The following is a 17,038-nucleotide window of genomic DNA, read 5'->3' as shown; positions in this document are numbered from 1 at the left end:
AGTAAAAGCTCCGTGTCAATTCGCACCCCTCCAAGCGCCGCAGGCCTTGGAATGAGGCCCCGCCGTGTCCAGCCGGTGTCCCTTGCCGCTGCCCTCGGCGGGCTCGACGCCGCCCTGCCCGCCATCACCGTGGACGGGGCGCCGGTGGGGGACTCAGCGGTGGCCTCACTGCAGGTGACCGGAGTGGCCGTGGACTCCCGGGACGCAGCGCCCGGCGACCTCTACATCGCCGTGCCCGGAGCGCAGCGCCACGGGGCCGAGTTCACCGCGCAGGCGGCCGCCGGCGGGGCCGTCGCCGTGCTGACGGACGCCGACGGCGCCGCCCTGATCGGGGCGGGCCCCCACCCCTCCGCGCTCCCCGTCCTCGTGGCGGAGCGGCCCCGGCTGCTCGTCGGCCCGCTGTCGGCCGCCGTGTTCGCCAGCCAGCCCGCCGACGCGGCGCGGCCGGCGCTCTTCGGGGTGACCGGCACCAACGGCAAGACCACCACCACTTACTTCATCAACGCCCTCCTGCGGGCCCTGGGCCGCACCACGGGGCTGATCGGCACCATCGAGATCCTCGCCGGAGCCGAAGCCATCCCAAGCACCCTCACCACCCCCGAATCGCCGCAGGTCCACTCCCTTCTGGCCCTGATGCGCGAACGCGGACTCGGCGCGGCCGCCATGGAGGTCTCCTCCCATGCCCTCGAATACGGCCGGGTCGACGGCGTGGTGTTCGACGTCGCCGGGTTCACCAACCTGACCCAGGACCACCTCGACCTGCACGGCGACATGGAGTCCTACTTCGCCGTCAAGGCCTCGCTCTTCGGCGCCGCACGCTCCGGCGTCGGCGTCGTCACCGTCGACGACGAGTGGGGCACGCGGATGGCCGCGGCCGCCACCGGGCCGGTGGTCACCCTGCGCACCGACCCGGATGCGCCGGAAGCGCCCGCGGACTGGACGGTCGAGGCGATCGAACCGGCGGGCCTGGGCCACCGGTTCACCCTGCGCGGGCCCGGCGGGACGGCCCTGGCGCTATCCACGGGCCTTCCGGGCACGTTCAACGTCTCCAACGCGGCCCTCGCCGCGGTGATGGTGCTCGCCTCGGGGGTGGACCCGGAGGACCTGCAGCGGGCCGCCGCCGCACACGATCCCTTCACGGTGCAGGTGCCGGGGCGGATGCAGCTCATCAGCGACGCCCCGACGGGCATTGTGGACTTCGCCCATAACCCCGACGCCCTGGTGCGCACCCTCGCCGCGGTGCGGCGCCCCGATCCCGGCTCCCGGGTCATCATCGTCTTCGGCGCCACCGGCCAGCGCGATGAGACCAAACGGCCCATCATGGGGGCGGCCGCGGCGCGGCTCGCCGACGTGGTCATCGTCACCGATGACGACCCGCACGACGAGGACGAGGCGCAGATCCGGCGCGGCGTCCTTGACGGCGCGCTGGCCGCGGTGCGGGCCGAAAACCTTGCCTGCGAGGTGCTCGAGGTGTTCCCCCGGGCGGAGGCCATCGAGGCGGCCGTGGCGATGGCGGGGGAGCGGGACACCGTCCTGGTCGCGGGCCGCGGCCACGAGGTCTGGCAGGAGATCAAGGGCGTGAATCACGCCCTCGACGACCGCGTGGAGCTCGCCGCCTCGTTGACAAGGCACGGATTCTCTGTGCGCACGCCTGTGGCGATAGAGTCCTAGACCGTCATGATTGAATTCAGCGCAGCCGACATCGCGGCACTCACCGGCGGCCACCTTTCACAGGGTGCCGGCCAAAACCCCACCCTCACCGTCACCTCCGCGGCCACCGACTCGCGCGAGGTCCTCCCGGGGGGCCTGTTCATCGCCAAACCCGGCGAGGTCACCGACGGCCACCACTTTGCGGCCCAGGCCTTCGGCGCGGGCGCCGTGCTGGCCCTCGCCGAGCGCCCGGTCAGCGGAGCCGACGGATCCGACCTGCCCGCCGTGATCGTGCCCGACGCGGTGCTCGCCATGGGGGTCCTCGCCGCCGAGGCCGTGCGCCGGCTCCGCGCCAGCGGGCCGCTGACCGTCGTGGGCATCACCGGGTCGGCAGGGAAGACCACCACCAAGGACCTCCTGGCCGGCATGCTGGGCGCAGAAGGCCCCACCGTGGCCCCCACCGGGTCCTACAACGGCGAGGTCGGGGTGCCGCTGACGGTGTTCCGTGCCGACTACGGAACGCGCTACCTCATCATCGAAATGGGCGCCACCAAAGCCGGCAACATCACCTACCTCGCGGACATGGTTCGGCCGGACGTCGGCGTCGTGCTCGGCGTCGGGTCCGCCCACGTGGGCGAGTTCGGCGGGGTGGAGGCCATTGCCCGCGCCAAGGGCGAACTGTTCGCCGCCCTGGGCCCCGGGGCGACGGCCGTGATCAACGCCGACGACGAGCGGGTGCTGGCCATGCGCTCACGCACCGGCGCCCGGCGCGTCTACTTCACCTCCTCCGGCGACTTCGAGGCCGCCGACGGCGACATCCTCACCGCGGCCGGGAGCACCACCACCCCCGAGGGCCACCCCGCCTTCGACCTCGGGCTCCCCGACGGGACCTCCCACCCGGTGGTGTCCCCGCTGCTGGGCCTCCACCACACGGCCAACCTGCTCGCGGCCGCCTCCGTGGGCTGGGCCCTCGGCGTGCCCGGAGAGCGCATCGCCTCCGCCCTGCGCACGCAGGCCGCGGCGAGCCGCTGGCGGATGGAACTCACCGAACGGGCCGACGGAGTCACCGTCATCAATGACGCCTACAACGCCAACCCGGAGTCGATGCGGGCGGCCCTGCGCACCCTGGCCGAACTCGGAGCCGGCCGGCGCCGCACCTGGGCGGTGCTGGGTGAAATGCTCGAACTGGGGGAGTCCTCCATCGAGGAGCACGACCTCCTCGGGCGCGTCGTCGTCCGGCTGAACATTTCCAAGCTCGTCGTCGTCGGCGGCGACAACGTCCGCGCCCTGTTCAACGGCGCCCTGCTCGAAGGCTCCTGGGGCGACGAGATCCAGCAGGTGCCCGATGCCGAGGCGGCCGAACGGTTGCTGCGGTCCGAGCTGCGGCCCGGTGACATCGTGCTGTTCAAGTCCTCCAACGGGGCGGGCCTGAGGTTCCTGGGGGATCGGATAGCATTGGCCCCTGATGCTGCCGGCTCGCCGGATTCAGTGCCACCGCACCCCGCGAACCCCATTCAGCCTCCTGCCGCCAGCCCGGACGGCACTGCCCCTCGAAGGAGCCCGCAGCCGTGATCGCCCTCCTGATCGGTTCGGCGTCGGCGCTGTTCTTCGCACTTGTCGGCACTCCGCTGTTCATTCGACTCCTAGTCCGGAAAAGCTACGGCCAGTTCATCCGCGACGACGGCCCGACGGCGCACCACACCAAGCGCGGCACCCCCACCATGGGCGGGGCGGTGATCGTCGGCTCGGTGCTGCTCGCCTACTTCCTCACCCACGGCGTGATGGCGCTGCTCGGCGCCTCAACCGGGCCGAGCGTCTCGGGCCTGCTGCTGCTCCTGGTGACGACCGGGATGGGCGCCGTGGGCTTCTTCGACGACTACATCAAGATCTCCAAGCAGCGCAGCCTCGGGCTCAGCGCCGGCGCGAAGATCGCCGGGCAGAGTTTCGTCGGCATCCTCTTCGCGGTGCTGGCCCTCCAGTTCCCGGACGAGAGGGGCCGCACACCGGCCTCGACGGCCATCTCCTTCCTTCGGGACACCTCGGTGGACCTTGCCTTCGCGGGCACCCTGGTCGGGGCGATCCTGTTCGTCCTCTGGTCGAACCTGATCATGACCGCCGCCACCAATGGCGTGAACCTCGCCGACGGGCTCGACGGGCTCGCCGCGGGCGCCTCCATCCTCGTCTTCGCCGCGTACATGCTGATGGGCATCTGGCAGTCCAACCAGAGCTGCGGCTCCCTGCAGGTCCCCGTGAACGTCTGTTACGAGGTGCGCGACCCGCTGGACCTGGCGCTCATCGCCGGATCGATGGCCGGCGCGCTGGTGGGCTTCCTCTGGTGGAACACCTCGCCGGCGAAGATCTTCATGGGCGACACCGGCTCCCTCGCGATCGGCGGCGCGATCGCCGGCTTCGCGATCCTCTCCCGGACCCAGCTCCTGCTCGTGGTCATGGCGGGCCTGTTCGTGATGATCACCCTCTCGGTGATCATCCAGGTCGGCTACTTCAAGGCCACCGGGGGAAAGCGCGTCTTCAAGATGGCGCCGCTGCAGCACCACTTCGAGCTGAAGGGCTGGCAGGAGGTCACGGTCGTGGTGCGGTTCTGGATCCTCGGAGGCCTCTTCGTGGCCGTGGCACTCGGTATTTTCTATGCGGATTGGGTAGTGGGTTGACGGACATTTCGGAATCGGATGCGGCCGGACGGCTGGCGGGGCTCACGAGCTGGGACGCCGACTGGCGGGGGCTGCGCGTCGTCGTCGCCGGCATCGGCGCCTCGGGTTTCTCCGCCGCCGACACCCTCGTGGAGCTTGGCGCGGCCGTCGTCGTCGTCGACGGCTCCGACTCGGAGGACAACCGGGCCAAGGCCGACACGCTGCGGATCGTCGGCGTCCGCGAGGTGCTCCTTGGCGCAGGCTCCACCACCGGCATCCCCCTGGTCGACGGACAGGCGCCCGAGCTGATCATCGCCTCGCCCGGCTGGAGCCCGGCCCAGCCCCTGCTGGCGGCCGCCGCCGGGGCGGGCATCCCCATCTGGGGCGACGTCGAGCTGGCCTGGCGGGTGCGCATCCGCGAGGGCCGGCCCACCGCCGAATGGCTCACCATCACCGGCACGAACGGCAAGACGACCACGGTCGGCCTGACCGAGTCGATGCTGCTGGCCGCCGGGAAGCGCGCCGTGGCCGCCGGGAACGTCGGCACGCCCATCCTCGATGTGATCCGCGACCCGCAGGGGTTCGACTTCCTCGCCGTGGAGCTCTCCAGCTTCCAGCTCCACTGGAGCGAGTCCATCTCGGCGCTGGCCAGCGTGTGCCTCAATATCGCCGAGGACCACGTCGACTGGCACGGCAGCTACGAGGCCTACGCCGCGGCGAAGGCCAAGATCTACGATCGCACCCGCATCGCCTGCATCTACAACGCCGAACAGCACGAGACCGAGGTAATGGTCGAGGAAGCCGACGTGATCGAAGGCTGCCGGGCGGTCGGATTCACCACCGGCACGCCCGCGGTGAGCATGATGGGCGTCGTTGAGGACCTCCTCGTCGACCGGGCCTTCATTGAACAGCGCAGGGACTCCGCCGCCGAACTGGCGTCGGTCCGCGAACTCGGGGACGTCGTGCCGCGCCACCTTGTGGCCAACGCGCTGGCGGCCGCCGCCCTGGTGCGGGCAGCGGGCATCTCCCCGGCCGCCGTCCGGGAGGGGATCCGCACCTACTCCCCGGGCGCGCACCGCATCGAGGCCATCGCGTCCGCCGGGGGAGTGCTCTGGATCAACGACTCGAAGGCCACCAATCCGCATGCCGCCTCGGCCTCGCTGGCCGCCTTCACCTCGGTGGTCTGGATCGCGGGCGGCCTGTCCAAGGGCGTCGCGTACGACGACCTCGTCCGCACCCACGCCGCCCGCCTGCGGGCCGTGGTGCTGATCGGAGCCGGCAGCACGGCACTGCAGGAGGCCCTGCACCGACACGCTCCCGATGTGCCGATCATCGGCTGGCACACCAGTCACACTGGAAACGGACACCCCGAGGGCGGGGAAGAGGGTGCACAGGTGATGGAATGGGCGGTCTCCGAGGCGGCCCGCCTCGCCGGGGAGGGCGACACTGTCCTGCTCGCACCGGCCGCCGCCTCAATGGATCAGTTCTCCTCATACGCCCACCGGGGTGATGCCTTTGCCACGGCGGTTCGAGCGCTGGTGGAGGGGCAGGCACCAACCGCGAAGGAGCTCTAGATGGTTACCACCCCCACCCGGCACCCCGGGCGCAGGCCCGCGGGCGCCCGCACCGCCGGCGCGGCCGGCCGCACCGCCGGAGCGCCGGCAGGGCGTGCCAGCGGCACCACGCAGACTCCGGGCTCCACCGCCCCGGCGCCGCGCGGCGGGCTCAGGGCAGCCGCGGCGCGGGGCTGGCGCTTCCTCGAGGGAACCGGCCGGAGCCCGAGCGGCTCGAGCTACTACCTGATCCTCGGCGCAGCCCTCGCCCTGACGGCCATCGGCCTGCTCATGGTGCTGTCGGCGTCCTCCGTCGAGGCGATCTCCGAGGGCAAGGAGGAGTTCGACCTCTTCCTCAAGCAGGCCGTGTGGGCCGGCGGTGGCGTGGTGCTCATGTTCATCCTCTCCCGCGTCGGTCCGCGGCTCTACAAGGCCCTGGCCTGGCCCGGGCTCGGCATTGCGGTGGTGCTCCTGATCCTCGTGCTGGTCATCGGGGTCAGCATCAACGGCAACAAGAACTGGATCATGATCGGCAGCCAGTCCTTCCAGCCCTCCGAACCGGCCAAACTCGCCCTGGCCCTGTGGTGCGCCACGGTCCTGGAGCGCAAAAAGGGCCTGATCCGGGACTGGAAGCACGCCCTGATTCCCGCCCTGCCCCTGGGTGGGCTGCCCATCGGCCTGGTGCTGCTCGGAGGCGACCTCGGCACAGGCATGATCCTGATGATGATCCTCGCGGCGGCCCTGTTCTTCGCCGGGGCACCGCTGAAGATGTTCCTCCTCGCCGGCGCCGGCTCTGCGCTCATCGGAACCCTCATGGTGGCCACCAGCGCCAACCGCGGCGGGCGCATCAGCGCGTGGCTGCGGTTGAACTGCGAGGACGGCGCCGACCTGTGCCTGCAGTCCGACAACGGGCTGTTCGCCATGGCCTCGGGCGGATGGTTCGGCGTGGGCATCGGCCAAAGCCGCCAGAAATGGAACTGGATCCCCGAGGCGCACAACGACTTCATCTTCGCCATCATCGGCGAGGAGTTCGGCCTCGTCGGCGCGATCGTCGTCGTCGCCCTGTTCGGGATTCTCGCGGTGGCCACCATCCAGGTGGCCATGCGCTACAGCGACCCCTTCGTGCGTATCCTGATGGGGTCCATCCTGGTGTGGCTGATCGGCCAGGCCTTCGTCAACGTCGGCATGGTGACCGGCCTGCTGCCGGTGATCGGCGTCCCGCTGCCCTTCATTTCCTACGGCGGGTCGGCGCTGACCTTCACCCTCGCCGCGGTGGGCGTCCTGCTCTCCTTCGCCCGGCGCATGCCCGCGACCTTCATCAAGACCGAAAGCGAAACCGCAGCGTCATGAACTCCCCGACACCCGTGTCCGTCGTCCTGGCCGGCGGCGGTACCGCCGGCCACATCAGCCCACTGCTGGCCATCGCCGACGCCATCACCGACCTCGCCCCCGGCGCCCGGATCACGGCCGTCGGGACGGAGTCCGGGATGGAGACCCGGCTGGTCCCCGCCGCCGGTTATGACCTGGAGACCATCGACCGGGTGCCGCTGCCGCGCCGGCCCTCCACCGACCTGTTAAAGCTGCCCTACCGCCTGGCCGCCGCCGTCCGGCAGGCGCTGCGCATCCTTGACACGGTCAAGCCCTCCGTGGTCGTCGGCGTGGGCGGTTACGTCGCTGCGCCGCTCTACCTCGCGGCGTTCCTGCGGCGCGTGCCCCTGGTCATCCACGAGGCCAACGCCCGCCCCGGCATCGCCAACCGGCTGGGCGCCCGCATCGCCGGGACCGTCGCCGTGGCGTTCCGGGACACCCGGCTGCCTAAGGCCCAGTGGGTGGGCATGCCCATGCGCCGCACCATCGCCGGACTGGACCGGGCAACCGCACGGGAGTCCGCCCGGCGGGCCCTGGGGCTCGACCCGGCACGCCCGACCCTCATCATCACCGGCGGCTCCTCCGGGGCCCTGAGCATCAACCGCGCAGCCGCCGCGGCCGCTCCCGGCCTGTGCGCCGAGGGGATCCAGATCCTCCACATCACCGGCCGGGGCAAGACCATCACCGCCGCAGACGGCTCCCCGCTCTCGCTGCCGGGCTACCACCAGCTCGAGTACGTCGACGACATGGACGCCGTGTACGCAGCGGCCGACCTGCTCGTGGCCCGGGCCGGTGCCGCCACCGTCTGCGAGATCAGCGCCGTCGGGCTGCCCTCGATCCTCGTGCCGCTCGCCCACGGTAACGGCGAGCAGGCCCTCAACGCCGCAGCCCTCACCGCCGACGGGGGAGCGGTGCTGATTTCAGATTCCGACCTCACCCCGTCGCGGCTGCGCTCGGAGGCCCTCGCCCTGCTGAAGGACCCCGCCGCCCTTGACCGGATGGCCTCTGCCGCCGCGGCGCAGGGCATCCGCGACGCCGACCGGACCATGGCCAAACTCGTCCTCGACGCGGCAGGAGCCTCCTCATGACCGGCATTCCACAGGACTCCGCCCCCGAGCGTCAGCCGGGGGGCCCAACCGCCGGGCGCGTCCACTTCATCGGTCTCGGCGGCGCCGGCATGTCGGCTGTCGCCCGGGTCCTGCTCGGCCAGGGCATCCCCGTCTCCGGCTCGGACGGCGCGGACTCCAAGGCCCTGAAGGCCCTTGCCGCCCTCGGCGCCGAGGTCCACGTCGGCCACCGCGCCGAGAACGTCACCGGCGCCGGCCAGGTGGTCATCTCCTCGGCCATCCGGCCCGACAACCCCGAACTGCTCGAGGCACGCCACCGCGGGATCTCCATCCAGCACCGCTCCGAGGCCCTCGCCGCGGCCATGGCCGGCCAGCTGGTCATCGCCGTCGCCGGAACCCACGGAAAGACCACGACAACGGCGATGATCACCGTACTGCTGCAGGCGGCCGGGCGCGAGCCCTCCTTCGCCATCGGCGGGGACGTCGCGGCGCTCGGCGTCAACGCGCGCTGGTCCGGCGGGAACGTGTTCGTTGCGGAAGCCGACGAGTCGGACGGCTCATTCCTGAACTACAGCCCGCAGATCGCCGTGGTGACCAACGTCGAAGCCGACCACCTCGACCACTACGGCACGGCGGCCGCCGTCACCGCGGTTTTCGAGCAGTTCGTCGGGCTCCTGCCCGAGGACGGCGTGCTCGTCGCCTGCGCCGACGATCCCGGAGCGGCCGCCCTGGCCGCCGCTGCCGCCGCCACCCGCCGGGTGCGCACCTACGGGTACTCGCCGACCGCCGACATCCAGCTGGGCTCCACCCGTGCCCTGGGCAGCACCTCCAACAGCGTGCTCTCCTTCGCCGTCGACGGACTCGACGCCCAGCAGGAACTCCAGCTGAGCGTGCCGGGGGCCCACAACATCCTCAACGCCGCGGCCGCATTCACCGTCGGCCTCGAACTCGGCGTGGACCCGGCGGTCGCGGCCGAAGGCCTCGCCTCGTTCTCCGGGGCAGCCCGGCGCTTCGAGGCCCGCGGCGAGGGCGCCGGGGTACGGGTCTTCGACGACTACGCACACCACCCCACGGAAGTCGCTGCGGCCCTGGCGGCCGCCCGCACCGTCGCCGCCGGGCATGCGGTGCACGTGCTGTTCCAGCCCCACCTCTTCTCCCGGACGCGGGAGTTCGCCGACGGGTTCGCCGGCGCCCTCGATTCCGCGGACTCGGCGACGCTGCTCCCCATCTACCCGGCCCGCGAGGACCCGATCCCGGGCGTCACCAGCGACCTGATCGCCGCGAAGCTCACCCGGCCCGGGGGATACGTCCAGGATCAGCAGGCCGCCGTCCGTGAGGTGGCCGCCCGCGCCTCCGCCGGCGACATCATCCTCACCGTCGGTGCCGGGGACGTCACGCACCTTGCCTCCGGGCTGGTTGAGGCCCTCCGCGGCCGGGAAAGCACCGGAACGGCGGACGATGAAGCCTAGGAAGCCAACCGGTCTGGCCGGAGCCGGGACCGGCGCCGCCGCCGGTGCGCGGGCCAACTCGGGCAAGGTTTCCGTGCTGCCCCGGGAGGACGCGGAGCCGGCCGGAGCGACGGTCCTTGAATTCCCGGAACCGCCGTCCCGGCGCCGGCGGCGGGTGCTGCTGTGGACCCTCCTGGGTCTGGTCCTGGTGGTGGGCGGCCTGCTCGCGTACCTGATCTTCTCTCCGGTCCTGGCGCTGAAGCACCTGCGGGTCGAGGGCAACACGCTGGTCTCCACCGAGGAGGTCACCACGGCGCTCAAGCCGCTCCTTGGCACCTCGCTCACCCGGCTCCCGGACGAGAAGGTCGAAGGCCTCCTGCGGGACAAGGCGCCGATCGAGTCGGTGCGCGTGGCGGCCGAGCCGCCGTCAACCCTCGTGGTCACCATCCGCGAACGGGTGCCGGTGGCCATCGTGCAGAAGGACAAGCAGTTCATCCTGATCGACTCGGAGGGCCGGCAGCTCAAGACCGTCGCGGACCGGAAGGCGGTGAAGCTTCCGCTGATCGACGGCGGCACGGAGGCGGTCAACTCGGAGGTCTTCCGCTCGATCACCGCGGTGCTGGCCGACCTGCCCCCGGACATCCTGTCCCGCCTCAACCACGCCTCCGCCCGAAGCGTGGACTCGGTTTCGCTTTCGCTCACCGGCAACCAGAAAATCTTCTGGGGGAGCGCGGAGCGCAACACCGCCAAGGCGAAGGTCCTCTCGGCCCTGCTGAAGGTCCCGGCATCGGATCCACCGGTGAAGGAATATGACGTCAGCACCCCCGACCGTCCGGTTACCCGGTGAGCGGGATTTCAAAGAAACAAGGCGACACGCGGCACCGGTCATTGCAGAAGACTCCCGGTGCCCATAGCGTCTCAGATAGAAGTTACTTGACATAACATTAACCCTCAACCTGAGAGTTAACGTTATGCCGGGTGAAGGTTGAAGCCGGTTCCGGCCGGGTGTAACCCCAGACAACAGCGCACAGATTCGAACAAGGGACACAGGACGTGGCAGCACCGCAGAATTACTTGGCCGTCATCAAGGTCGTCGGCATCGGCGGGGGCGGCGTAAACGCCATCAACCGGATGATCGAGGTGGGGCTCCGTGGGGTGGAGTTCATCGCCATCAACACCGACGCGCAGGCGCTGCTGATGAGCGACGCCGACGTGAAGCTCGACGTCGGACGGGAACTGACGCGCGGGCTCGGCGCCGGCGCGGACCCGGAGGTCGGCCGCAGGGCGGCCGAGGACCACTCCGAGGAGATCGAAGAGGTGCTGCGCGGGGCCGACATGGTCTTCGTCACCGCCGGTGAGGGCGGCGGCACGGGCACCGGCGGTGCGCCCGTCGTGGCACGCATCGCCCGTTCACTCGGCGCGCTGACCATCGGCGTCGTCACCCGGCCGTTCACCTTCGAGGGCCGCCGCCGGTCCAACCAGGCCGAGTCGGGCATCGACACCCTGCGCGACGAGGTCGACACCCTCATCGTCATCCCGAACGACCGCCTGCTCTCGATCAGCGACCGCAATGTGTCGATGCTCGACGCCTTCCGGTCCGCGGACCAGGTGCTCCTCTCCGGTGTGCAGGGCATCACCGACCTGATCACCACCCCCGGCCTGATCAACCTCGACTTCGCCGACGTCAAGTCGGTCATGCAGGGTGCGGGCTCGGCCCTCATGGGCATCGGCTCCGCGCGCGGCGAGGACCGGGCCGTGAAGGCCGCCGAACTCGCGATCGCCTCGCCGCTGCTCGAGGCATCGATCGACGGCGCGCACGGCGTGCTGCTGTCCATCCAGGGCGGCTCCGACCTCGGCCTCTTCGAAATCAACGAGGCGGCCCGGCTGGTGCAGGAGGTCGCCCACCCGGAGGCCAACATCATCTTCGGTGCGGTGATCGACGACGCCCTCGGCGACGAGGCCCGCGTCACCGTGATCGCCGCCGGCTTCGACCAGGTCGATGCGACCTCGCAGCCTGCCGTACCTGCGGTCAAGCCCGCCTCGGCACCCACGGTCGGCGGGGACACCGCCCGTGCCGCCGCTCCGGCCTCCGCGGGCCTCGGTGCGTGGTCCCAGCAGCGCTTCTCCCAGTCCAACACGGTGCCGGCCGACGCCGGCTTCGACGTCGACCTGCCCGCCGTGGTGGAGCCGGACCTCTCCTCGGGCCGCTCGGACGACCTCGACGTGCCCGACTTCCTGAAGTAACCGGGATCTTCTGCGGATGTTTTTCTGGCAAGGCGGCGTGCAGCCCGGGCTGCACGCCGCCTTTACCGATTCCGCTGCCGGCAACCTCGCACTCAACCTCGGGCGGCCCTCGACGGCGGCCGGCAACCGGGCACGGGTGGAGACGGCGATGGGCGTGGCCCCCGGTTCCCTGCGGTTTATGACCCAGATGCACTCGAGTACGGTGGCCGAGGTGCCGGCCGGGTCCGCCCACTGGAGTCCGCCGGAGGCCGACGCCCTGCTCAGCCCGGACGGGAGCCAGGCGCTGGCCGTGCTCGTGGCGGACTGCGTCCCCATTGTCCTGGCCGACCGCTCCGGCCCGGCGACCGGTGTCGTCCATGCCGGACGCAGGGGTGTGCTGACCGGCATCGTGCCCAACGCCGTCGCCGGCCTGCGCGCCCACGGCGCCCGGGAGCTCACCGCCTGGATCGGCCCCTCGGTGTGCGGGCGATGCTACGAGGTGCCGGCCGAAATGAGGGACGAGGTGGCCGCCGCCGTGCCGGCCTCCTATGCGCAGACACGGCAGGGCACCCCGGCGCTGGACCTGCCGGCCGCCGTGCGGCAGCAGCTGCGCGATGCCGGTGTCGTCGTGGCGGCGGTGCCGTCGGGATCTTCGGCGTGCACGCTCGAAAACCCGCGGCTGTTCTCGCACCGCAGGGAACCCGGTGCCGGCCGGCTCGCCGGCCTGGTCTGGCGCACGTGAACGGCACGGACCTGACGGCGGACGCCGGCGCGCGCCGGCAGGAACTCGCCGAACGGCTGGGAGCGGTACGCGAGCGGATCGCGGCGGCCTGCGCCGCCGCTGGACGGACCGACGCGCCCGCGCTGATCGTGGTGACGAAGTTTTTCCCCGCCGCGGACGTACGGCTGCTCTCCGGGCTCGGCGTGCGGGACGTGGGAGAGAACCGCGACCAGGAGGCCGCCGCCAAGGCCGCCGAGAGCGCCGACCTCGACCTGCGCTGGCACTTCATCGGCCAGCTGCAGAGCAACAAGGCCCGCTCGGTGCTCCGCTACGCCGCCGCGGTGCACTCCGTGGACCGGCCCTCGGCGGCGGAGGCCCTGGCGAAGGCCGCGGGCACCGAGGCCGAACGCCGGTCCGGTGCCGGCCTTCCCCAACGGCCCGACCTGCGCTGCTTCATCCAGGTCAGCCTCGACCCCAACGCCCGCGCCGGCGGACGGGGAGGGGCGGCGGCAGCGGAAGTCCCGGAGATCGCCGCCCGGCTCGCCGGGGCGCACGGACTGCACCTTGAGGGCGTCATGGCGGTGGCGCCGCTGGGCGCCGACCCGCTGACCGCCTTCCAGCGCCTGGCCGGCATCTCCGCCGACCTGCGGTCAGACCACCCCGGCGCCTCTGCCGTCTCGGCCGGCATGAGCGGGGACCTCGAGGCCGCCATCCAGGCGGGCGCGACACACCTGCGGGTTGGCTCAGATGTGCTCGGTCCCCGCCCACCGTTGCGGTAGCGTCTGCACCGGGACGGCAGTGAGACCCGCAGCGCGCGGTTTCGGCACCGGGACGAAGCGAACTATCCACTCTCTCAATGACAGGAGTTACCATGGCTGGCGCACTGCGCAAGACAATGATTTACCTTGGGCTCGCCGATGGTGACGAGCACTACGAGCCCGAGGCGAAGAGCGCCCACAGCAGGAACGAGGATTACGCAGTGGATTATGACCGTGACGAACGCCGTCCCGAACCCGCCTCCGTCCCACGAAGCGTCCCCAGCGAGGAGTACCGGGCCCCGGTGACACCGATCAAGCGCGTGCAGTCGACCCGCGACGACTCCGCGCTGCGGCAGATCACCACAGTCCACCCCCGCTCCTACAACGATGCGAAGCTGATCGGCGAGAGTTTCCGCGACGGCATCCCGGTCATCATGAACGTCACCGATATGGGCGAATCCGATGCCAAGCGCCTCGTCGACTTCTCCGCGGGGCTGGTCTTCGGCCTGCACGGAAGCATCGAAAGGGTCACCAATAAGGTGTTCCTGCTCTCGCCGTCGTATATTGAAGTTCTGGGTGAGGATCAGAAGGCCAGCGAAGCTCAGACCAGCTTCTTCAACCAGAGCTGAAGCCGGCCGGCTGTCCGTGCCTGCCGCCCCCTGTAAGGCCCTAAGGACTGGAACCGCTCCGTGAGTTTGGTATTTGCCCTGATTTACCTCGTTCTGATGTTGTTCCAGCTTGCGCTGATCATCAGGATTATTTACGACGCCGTCCAGATTTTCGCCCGAAGCTGGCGTCCCCAGAAAATTGCGCTGGTCGTTGCTTCCGGTATTTATGCAGTGACCGATCCGCCGATCAAAGCTTTGCGTCGCGTGATTCCGCCGCTGCGAATTGGGGGAGTTTCTCTCGACCTGGCTTTTCTTGTGTTGTTTTTCGCCGTGGTGATCCTGATGGGTGTGTCACGGGGTTTCGCCACGGCATAGGTCCGGTTTAGTTTTCGAGTCCCAATAGATATAAGCTGAATTCCATTCTGATGTGAATCCAGTTCTTCACGTCCACAATTCGGTACCGCAGGCAGGTCCGCCCCCGGGCAGGCAGGTCTTTAACACTACGAGGTGACCAGATGGCCCTGACGCCAGAAGATGTTGTCAATAAGAGGTTCCAGCCGACGAAGTTCCGCGAGGGCTACGACCAGGACGAGGTGGATGACTTCCTCGACGAGATCGTCGTCGAACTGCGCCGTCTGAACCAGGAAAACGAGGAGCTGCGCCGCCGGCTCTCGGACGCTCCCGCAGGCACCGCCTCGACCGGCACGGTCCCCGCCCCGGTTGCCGCCAGCACCAAGACCGAAGAGGTCCGCGAGGAGGAGAAGCGGCCCGAGCCCGCAAAGCCCGAGCCCCGCGTAGAGACCGTCTCGCCTGCCGCCGTTCCCGCAGCTGCCAGCGCCGAGTCCGCCGCCGGCGTCCTCGCCATGGCCCAGAAGCTTCACGACGAGTACGTCAACGCGGGCGTTGAGCAGCGCGACAAGATCATCGCCGAAGCGCAGATCGAGGCAAGCAGCCTCGTCAACGACGCCCAGGACAAGAGCCGCAAGGTCCTCGGCGCCCTCGAGCAGCAGAAGAGCGTGCTGGAGCGCAAGGTCGAACAGCTCCGCAGCTTCGAGCGCGACTACCGTTCACGCCTCAAGGCCTACATCGAGGGCCAGCTGCGCGACCTCGACTCCCGCGGGTCGGTCGCCTCGGAGACTGCCGACGCCTAAAAGCCCCTCGGGCGCACCGCGCGGAGGTGCCCGGCAGGGCACCGCAGCGCAGTACCGGATTGAGGCCGGCCCCGGAAAAGGGGCCGGCCTTTGCCGTACCCTTGAGGAGTCGCCCCACGACAGTCCGATCCACCTGTTCCATACCTCTGCCGCCGTGCGGAAGCGTATGCACCCGGCATGAAAGCGTTATGAGCGAGAATCCACCGGCAGAGCAAACCCCCGCGGAAACGAAACGGACCGACGGGCCCGGTCACAGCAAGCGGGTCCGGGCGCGGTACGCCGTCCTGCTGCTGGTCTGCATGCTCGCCGCCTACGTCCTGGACCAGGTCACCAAGGCCTGGGTGGTCTCCACCATGACCGAAGGCCAGGTCACGCCGGTGCTGCCCCCGCTGCTGAACTGGCACTTCATCCGGAACCCCGGGGCGGCCTTCTCGATCGGCACCAACGTCACGTGGATCTTCACCATCATCCAGGCGCTGGTCTCCCTGGCCATCCTGACCCAGATCCGCAAGGTCGCCTCCTGGGGCTGGGCTGCCGCCCTGGGACTCGTGCTCGGCGGCGCGCTGGGCAACCTCACCGACCGCCTCTTCCGTGAACCGTCCTTCGGGCAGGGTCACGTCGTCGACTTCATCGCCCTGCCCAACTTCGCGATCTTCAACATCGCCGACTCCGCCGTCGTCAGCGGCGTCATCCTCGTGTGCCTGATGACCCTGCGCGGCATCGGCATGGATGGGCGGCGCAGCAGCGACAGTCCAGCCGAGGAAAGTACGGCCGGGGAAAGCGCCCCAGGGGAAAGCGCCCCCGGCGAAAGCGCCGCAGGAACCGGTCCGGACACGCCCCGGCCGGAGGGCAACGCCTCGTGAGCGGGGCCGCCAAGGTGGGCACCCCGACCGCCTTCACGGTGCCCGAGGACCTCGGCGGGTCCCGCGCCGACGCCGCGCTGGCGCAGCTGGCCGGGGTCTCCCGGTCGGTGGCCGCCGCCTGGTGCGCCGACGGCAGGGTCAGCCGCGGCGGCACGGTCCTGGCCAAGGCCGACCGCGTGCAGGCCGGCACCGAACTGCTCGTGGTGGTCCCCGATGCCGCCGACCCGCTGCGGGTGATCCCCGAGGCCGTCGAAGGCATGGGCATCCTCATCGATGACGAGGACTTCGTGGTCATCGACAAGCCCGTCGGCGTCGCCGCCCATCCCTCCCCGGGCTGGGTGGGCCCCACCGTGGTGGGCGCCCTCGCCGCGGCCGGCTACCGGATCTCCACCTCCGGCGCCCCCGAACGGGCCGGCATCGTGCACCGGCTCGACGTCGGCACCTCCGGAGCCATGGTCGTCGCCAAGACCGAACGGGCCTACACGGCCCTGAAGCGGGCCTTCAAGGAGCGCACCGTGGACAAGGTGTACCACGCCGTCGTGCAGGGCCTGCCCGACCCGCTTGAGGGAACCATCGACGCGCCCATCGGGCGCCACCCGGCCCACGACTGGCGGTTCGCCGTGCTGGAGGACGGACGGCCCTCCGTGACCCACTACGAGGTCATCGAGGCGTTCGGCCGTGCCAGCCTCGTCGAGGTCCACCTCGAAACCGGCCGCACCCACCAGATCCGCGTCCACTTCTCGGCGCTGCGCCACCCGTGCGTGGGCGATCTCACCTACGGGGCCGACCCGCGGCTTGCGGCGGAGCTGGGCCTGACCCGGCAGTGGCTCCACGCCCACCGCCTGGGCTTCGAGAATCCGCGCACCGGCGAGCCGGTTCGAGCTGTGAGTCCCTACCCGCTGGACCTCGAGTACGCCCTGGGCGCCCTGTCGGGGGACCGGGCCTAACACGCCTGCGGTCGCCGGGGTGGGGCCCGGGGA

At 70.5% G+C, this 17,038-nt stretch carries 16 protein-coding genes; all 16 read left to right on the top strand.

Going from position 1 to position 17,038, the window contains the following annotated elements; translation table 11 throughout:
* Positions 1 to 51: 51 nt before the first annotated feature.
* The 16 genes from GVV77_RS12980 (at position 52) to GVV77_RS12910 (ending at position 17,005) form a co-directional block, all read left to right on the top strand.
* Positions 52 to 1,671 (top strand): UDP-N-acetylmuramoyl-L-alanyl-D-glutamate--2,6-diaminopimelate ligase, encoded by a 1,620-nt coding sequence (locus GVV77_RS12980; RefSeq protein ID WP_159619088.1) that lies wholly within the window; start codon positions 52 to 54, stop codon positions 1,669 to 1,671.
* A 6-nt stretch (positions 1,672 to 1,677) separates the two neighbouring features.
* Complete coding sequence (locus GVV77_RS12975; RefSeq protein ID WP_159619010.1) at positions 1,678 to 3,222, top strand: UDP-N-acetylmuramoyl-tripeptide--D-alanyl-D-alanine ligase; 1,545 nt, start codon at positions 1,678 to 1,680, stop codon at positions 3,220 to 3,222.
* On the top strand, positions 3,219 to 4,319 hold the full coding sequence (gene mraY, locus GVV77_RS12970; RefSeq protein WP_159619008.1) for a phospho-N-acetylmuramoyl-pentapeptide-transferase: 1,101 nt from the start codon (positions 3,219 to 3,221) through the stop codon (positions 4,317 to 4,319). Before GVV77_RS12975 ends, mraY begins: the two co-directional genes overlap by 4 nt.
* Positions 4,316 to 5,872, top strand: coding sequence for a UDP-N-acetylmuramoyl-L-alanine--D-glutamate ligase (murD, locus tag GVV77_RS12965; RefSeq protein ID WP_246199805.1), 1,557 nt, complete (start codon positions 4,316 to 4,318; stop codon positions 5,870 to 5,872). The genes mraY and murD overlap by 4 nt, the downstream gene beginning before the upstream one ends.
* Positions 5,873 to 7,201: a putative lipid II flippase FtsW gene (gene ftsW, locus GVV77_RS12960; protein WP_159619006.1), complete on the top strand. Its 1,329-nt coding sequence runs from the start codon at positions 5,873 to 5,875 to the stop codon at positions 7,199 to 7,201.
* Positions 7,198 to 8,307 (top strand): undecaprenyldiphospho-muramoylpentapeptide beta-N-acetylglucosaminyltransferase, encoded by a 1,110-nt coding sequence (murG, locus tag GVV77_RS12955; protein WP_159619004.1) that lies wholly within the window; start codon positions 7,198 to 7,200, stop codon positions 8,305 to 8,307. Before ftsW ends, murG begins: the two co-directional genes overlap by 4 nt.
* Positions 8,304 to 9,755: a UDP-N-acetylmuramate--L-alanine ligase gene (gene murC / locus GVV77_RS12950; protein WP_159619002.1), complete on the top strand. Its 1,452-nt coding sequence runs from the start codon at positions 8,304 to 8,306 to the stop codon at positions 9,753 to 9,755. Before murG ends, murC begins: the two co-directional genes overlap by 4 nt.
* The gene (locus GVV77_RS12945) at positions 9,745 to 10,581 is read left to right on the top strand and encodes a cell division protein FtsQ/DivIB (RefSeq protein WP_159619000.1); all 837 of its coding nucleotides are present in this window, start codon (positions 9,745 to 9,747) and stop codon (positions 10,579 to 10,581) included. The genes murC and GVV77_RS12945 overlap by 11 nt, the downstream gene beginning before the upstream one ends.
* 206 nt (positions 10,582 to 10,787) lie before the next feature.
* Positions 10,788 to 11,978 (top strand): cell division protein FtsZ, encoded by a 1,191-nt coding sequence (gene ftsZ, locus GVV77_RS12940; protein ID WP_159618999.1) that lies wholly within the window; start codon positions 10,788 to 10,790, stop codon positions 11,976 to 11,978.
* 16 nt (positions 11,979 to 11,994) lie between these two features.
* Positions 11,995 to 12,699 (top strand): purine nucleoside phosphorylase YfiH/LACC1 family protein, encoded by a 705-nt coding sequence (locus tag GVV77_RS18385; protein ID WP_246199804.1) that lies wholly within the window; start codon positions 11,995 to 11,997, stop codon positions 12,697 to 12,699.
* The gene (locus GVV77_RS12935) at positions 12,687 to 13,457 is read left to right on the top strand and encodes a YggS family pyridoxal phosphate-dependent enzyme (protein WP_425483369.1); all 771 of its coding nucleotides are present in this window, start codon (positions 12,687 to 12,689) and stop codon (positions 13,455 to 13,457) included. Before GVV77_RS18385 ends, GVV77_RS12935 begins: the two co-directional genes overlap by 13 nt.
* 92 nt (positions 13,458 to 13,549) lie before the next feature.
* Entirely contained in the window at positions 13,550 to 14,065 is a 516-nt protein-coding gene (locus tag GVV77_RS12930) for a cell division protein SepF (RefSeq protein WP_159618995.1), read from the top strand.
* 60 nt (positions 14,066 to 14,125) lie between these two features.
* Positions 14,126 to 14,419 carry a YggT family protein gene (locus tag GVV77_RS12925; RefSeq protein ID WP_120169683.1) on the top strand — a complete coding sequence of 98 codons (294 nt, stop codon included), beginning with the start codon at positions 14,126 to 14,128 and terminating at the stop codon, positions 14,417 to 14,419.
* Between the two features lie 140 nt (positions 14,420 to 14,559).
* Complete coding sequence (locus GVV77_RS12920; protein WP_159618993.1) at positions 14,560 to 15,195, top strand: DivIVA domain-containing protein; 636 nt, start codon at positions 14,560 to 14,562, stop codon at positions 15,193 to 15,195.
* 188 nt (positions 15,196 to 15,383) lie between these two features.
* The gene (gene lspA / locus GVV77_RS12915; protein WP_159618991.1) at positions 15,384 to 16,058 is read left to right on the top strand and encodes a signal peptidase II; all 675 of its coding nucleotides are present in this window, start codon (positions 15,384 to 15,386) and stop codon (positions 16,056 to 16,058) included.
* Positions 16,055 to 17,005, top strand: a complete 951-nt coding sequence (locus GVV77_RS12910; RefSeq protein WP_246199802.1) for an RluA family pseudouridine synthase — start codon at positions 16,055 to 16,057, stop codon at positions 17,003 to 17,005. Before lspA ends, GVV77_RS12910 begins: the two co-directional genes overlap by 4 nt.
* The last annotated feature ends 33 nt before the right edge of the window (positions 17,006 to 17,038 follow it).

The sequence above is a fragment of the Arthrobacter zhaoguopingii genome, from assembly GCF_009828605.1.
Taxonomy (GTDB): domain Bacteria; phylum Actinomycetota; class Actinomycetes; order Actinomycetales; family Micrococcaceae; genus Arthrobacter_D; species Arthrobacter_D zhaoguopingii.
The sequence above is the reverse complement of the archived record's forward strand: the minus strand, read 5'-3'. Positions and strand labels throughout refer to the sequence as shown.

Bases quoted from the DNA above. Each gene is read 5' to 3' on its own strand.
- murC (WP_159619002.1), top strand. From the start codon at position 8,304: ATGACCGGCATTCCACAGGACTCCGCCCCCGAGCGTCAGCCGGGGGGC.
- GVV77_RS12980 (WP_159619088.1), top strand. From the start codon at position 52: ATGAGGCCCCGCCGTGTCCAGCCGGTGTCCCTTGCCGCTGCCCTCGGC.
- ftsW (WP_159619006.1), top strand. From the start codon at position 5,873: ATGGTTACCACCCCCACCCGGCACCCCGGGCGCAGGCCCGCGGGCGCC.
- GVV77_RS12930 (WP_159618995.1), top strand. From the start codon at position 13,550: ATGGCTGGCGCACTGCGCAAGACAATGATTTACCTTGGGCTCGCCGAT.
- GVV77_RS12920 (WP_159618993.1), top strand. From the start codon at position 14,560: ATGGCCCTGACGCCAGAAGATGTTGTCAATAAGAGGTTCCAGCCGACG.
- lspA (WP_159618991.1), top strand. From the start codon at position 15,384: ATGAGCGAGAATCCACCGGCAGAGCAAACCCCCGCGGAAACGAAACGG.
- GVV77_RS12975 (WP_159619010.1), top strand. From the start codon at position 1,678: ATGATTGAATTCAGCGCAGCCGACATCGCGGCACTCACCGGCGGCCAC.
- murG (WP_159619004.1), top strand. From the start codon at position 7,198: ATGAACTCCCCGACACCCGTGTCCGTCGTCCTGGCCGGCGGCGGTACC.
- GVV77_RS18385 (WP_246199804.1), top strand. From the start codon at position 11,995: ATGTTTTTCTGGCAAGGCGGCGTGCAGCCCGGGCTGCACGCCGCCTTT.
- GVV77_RS12945 (WP_159619000.1), top strand. From the start codon at position 9,745: ATGAAGCCTAGGAAGCCAACCGGTCTGGCCGGAGCCGGGACCGGCGCC.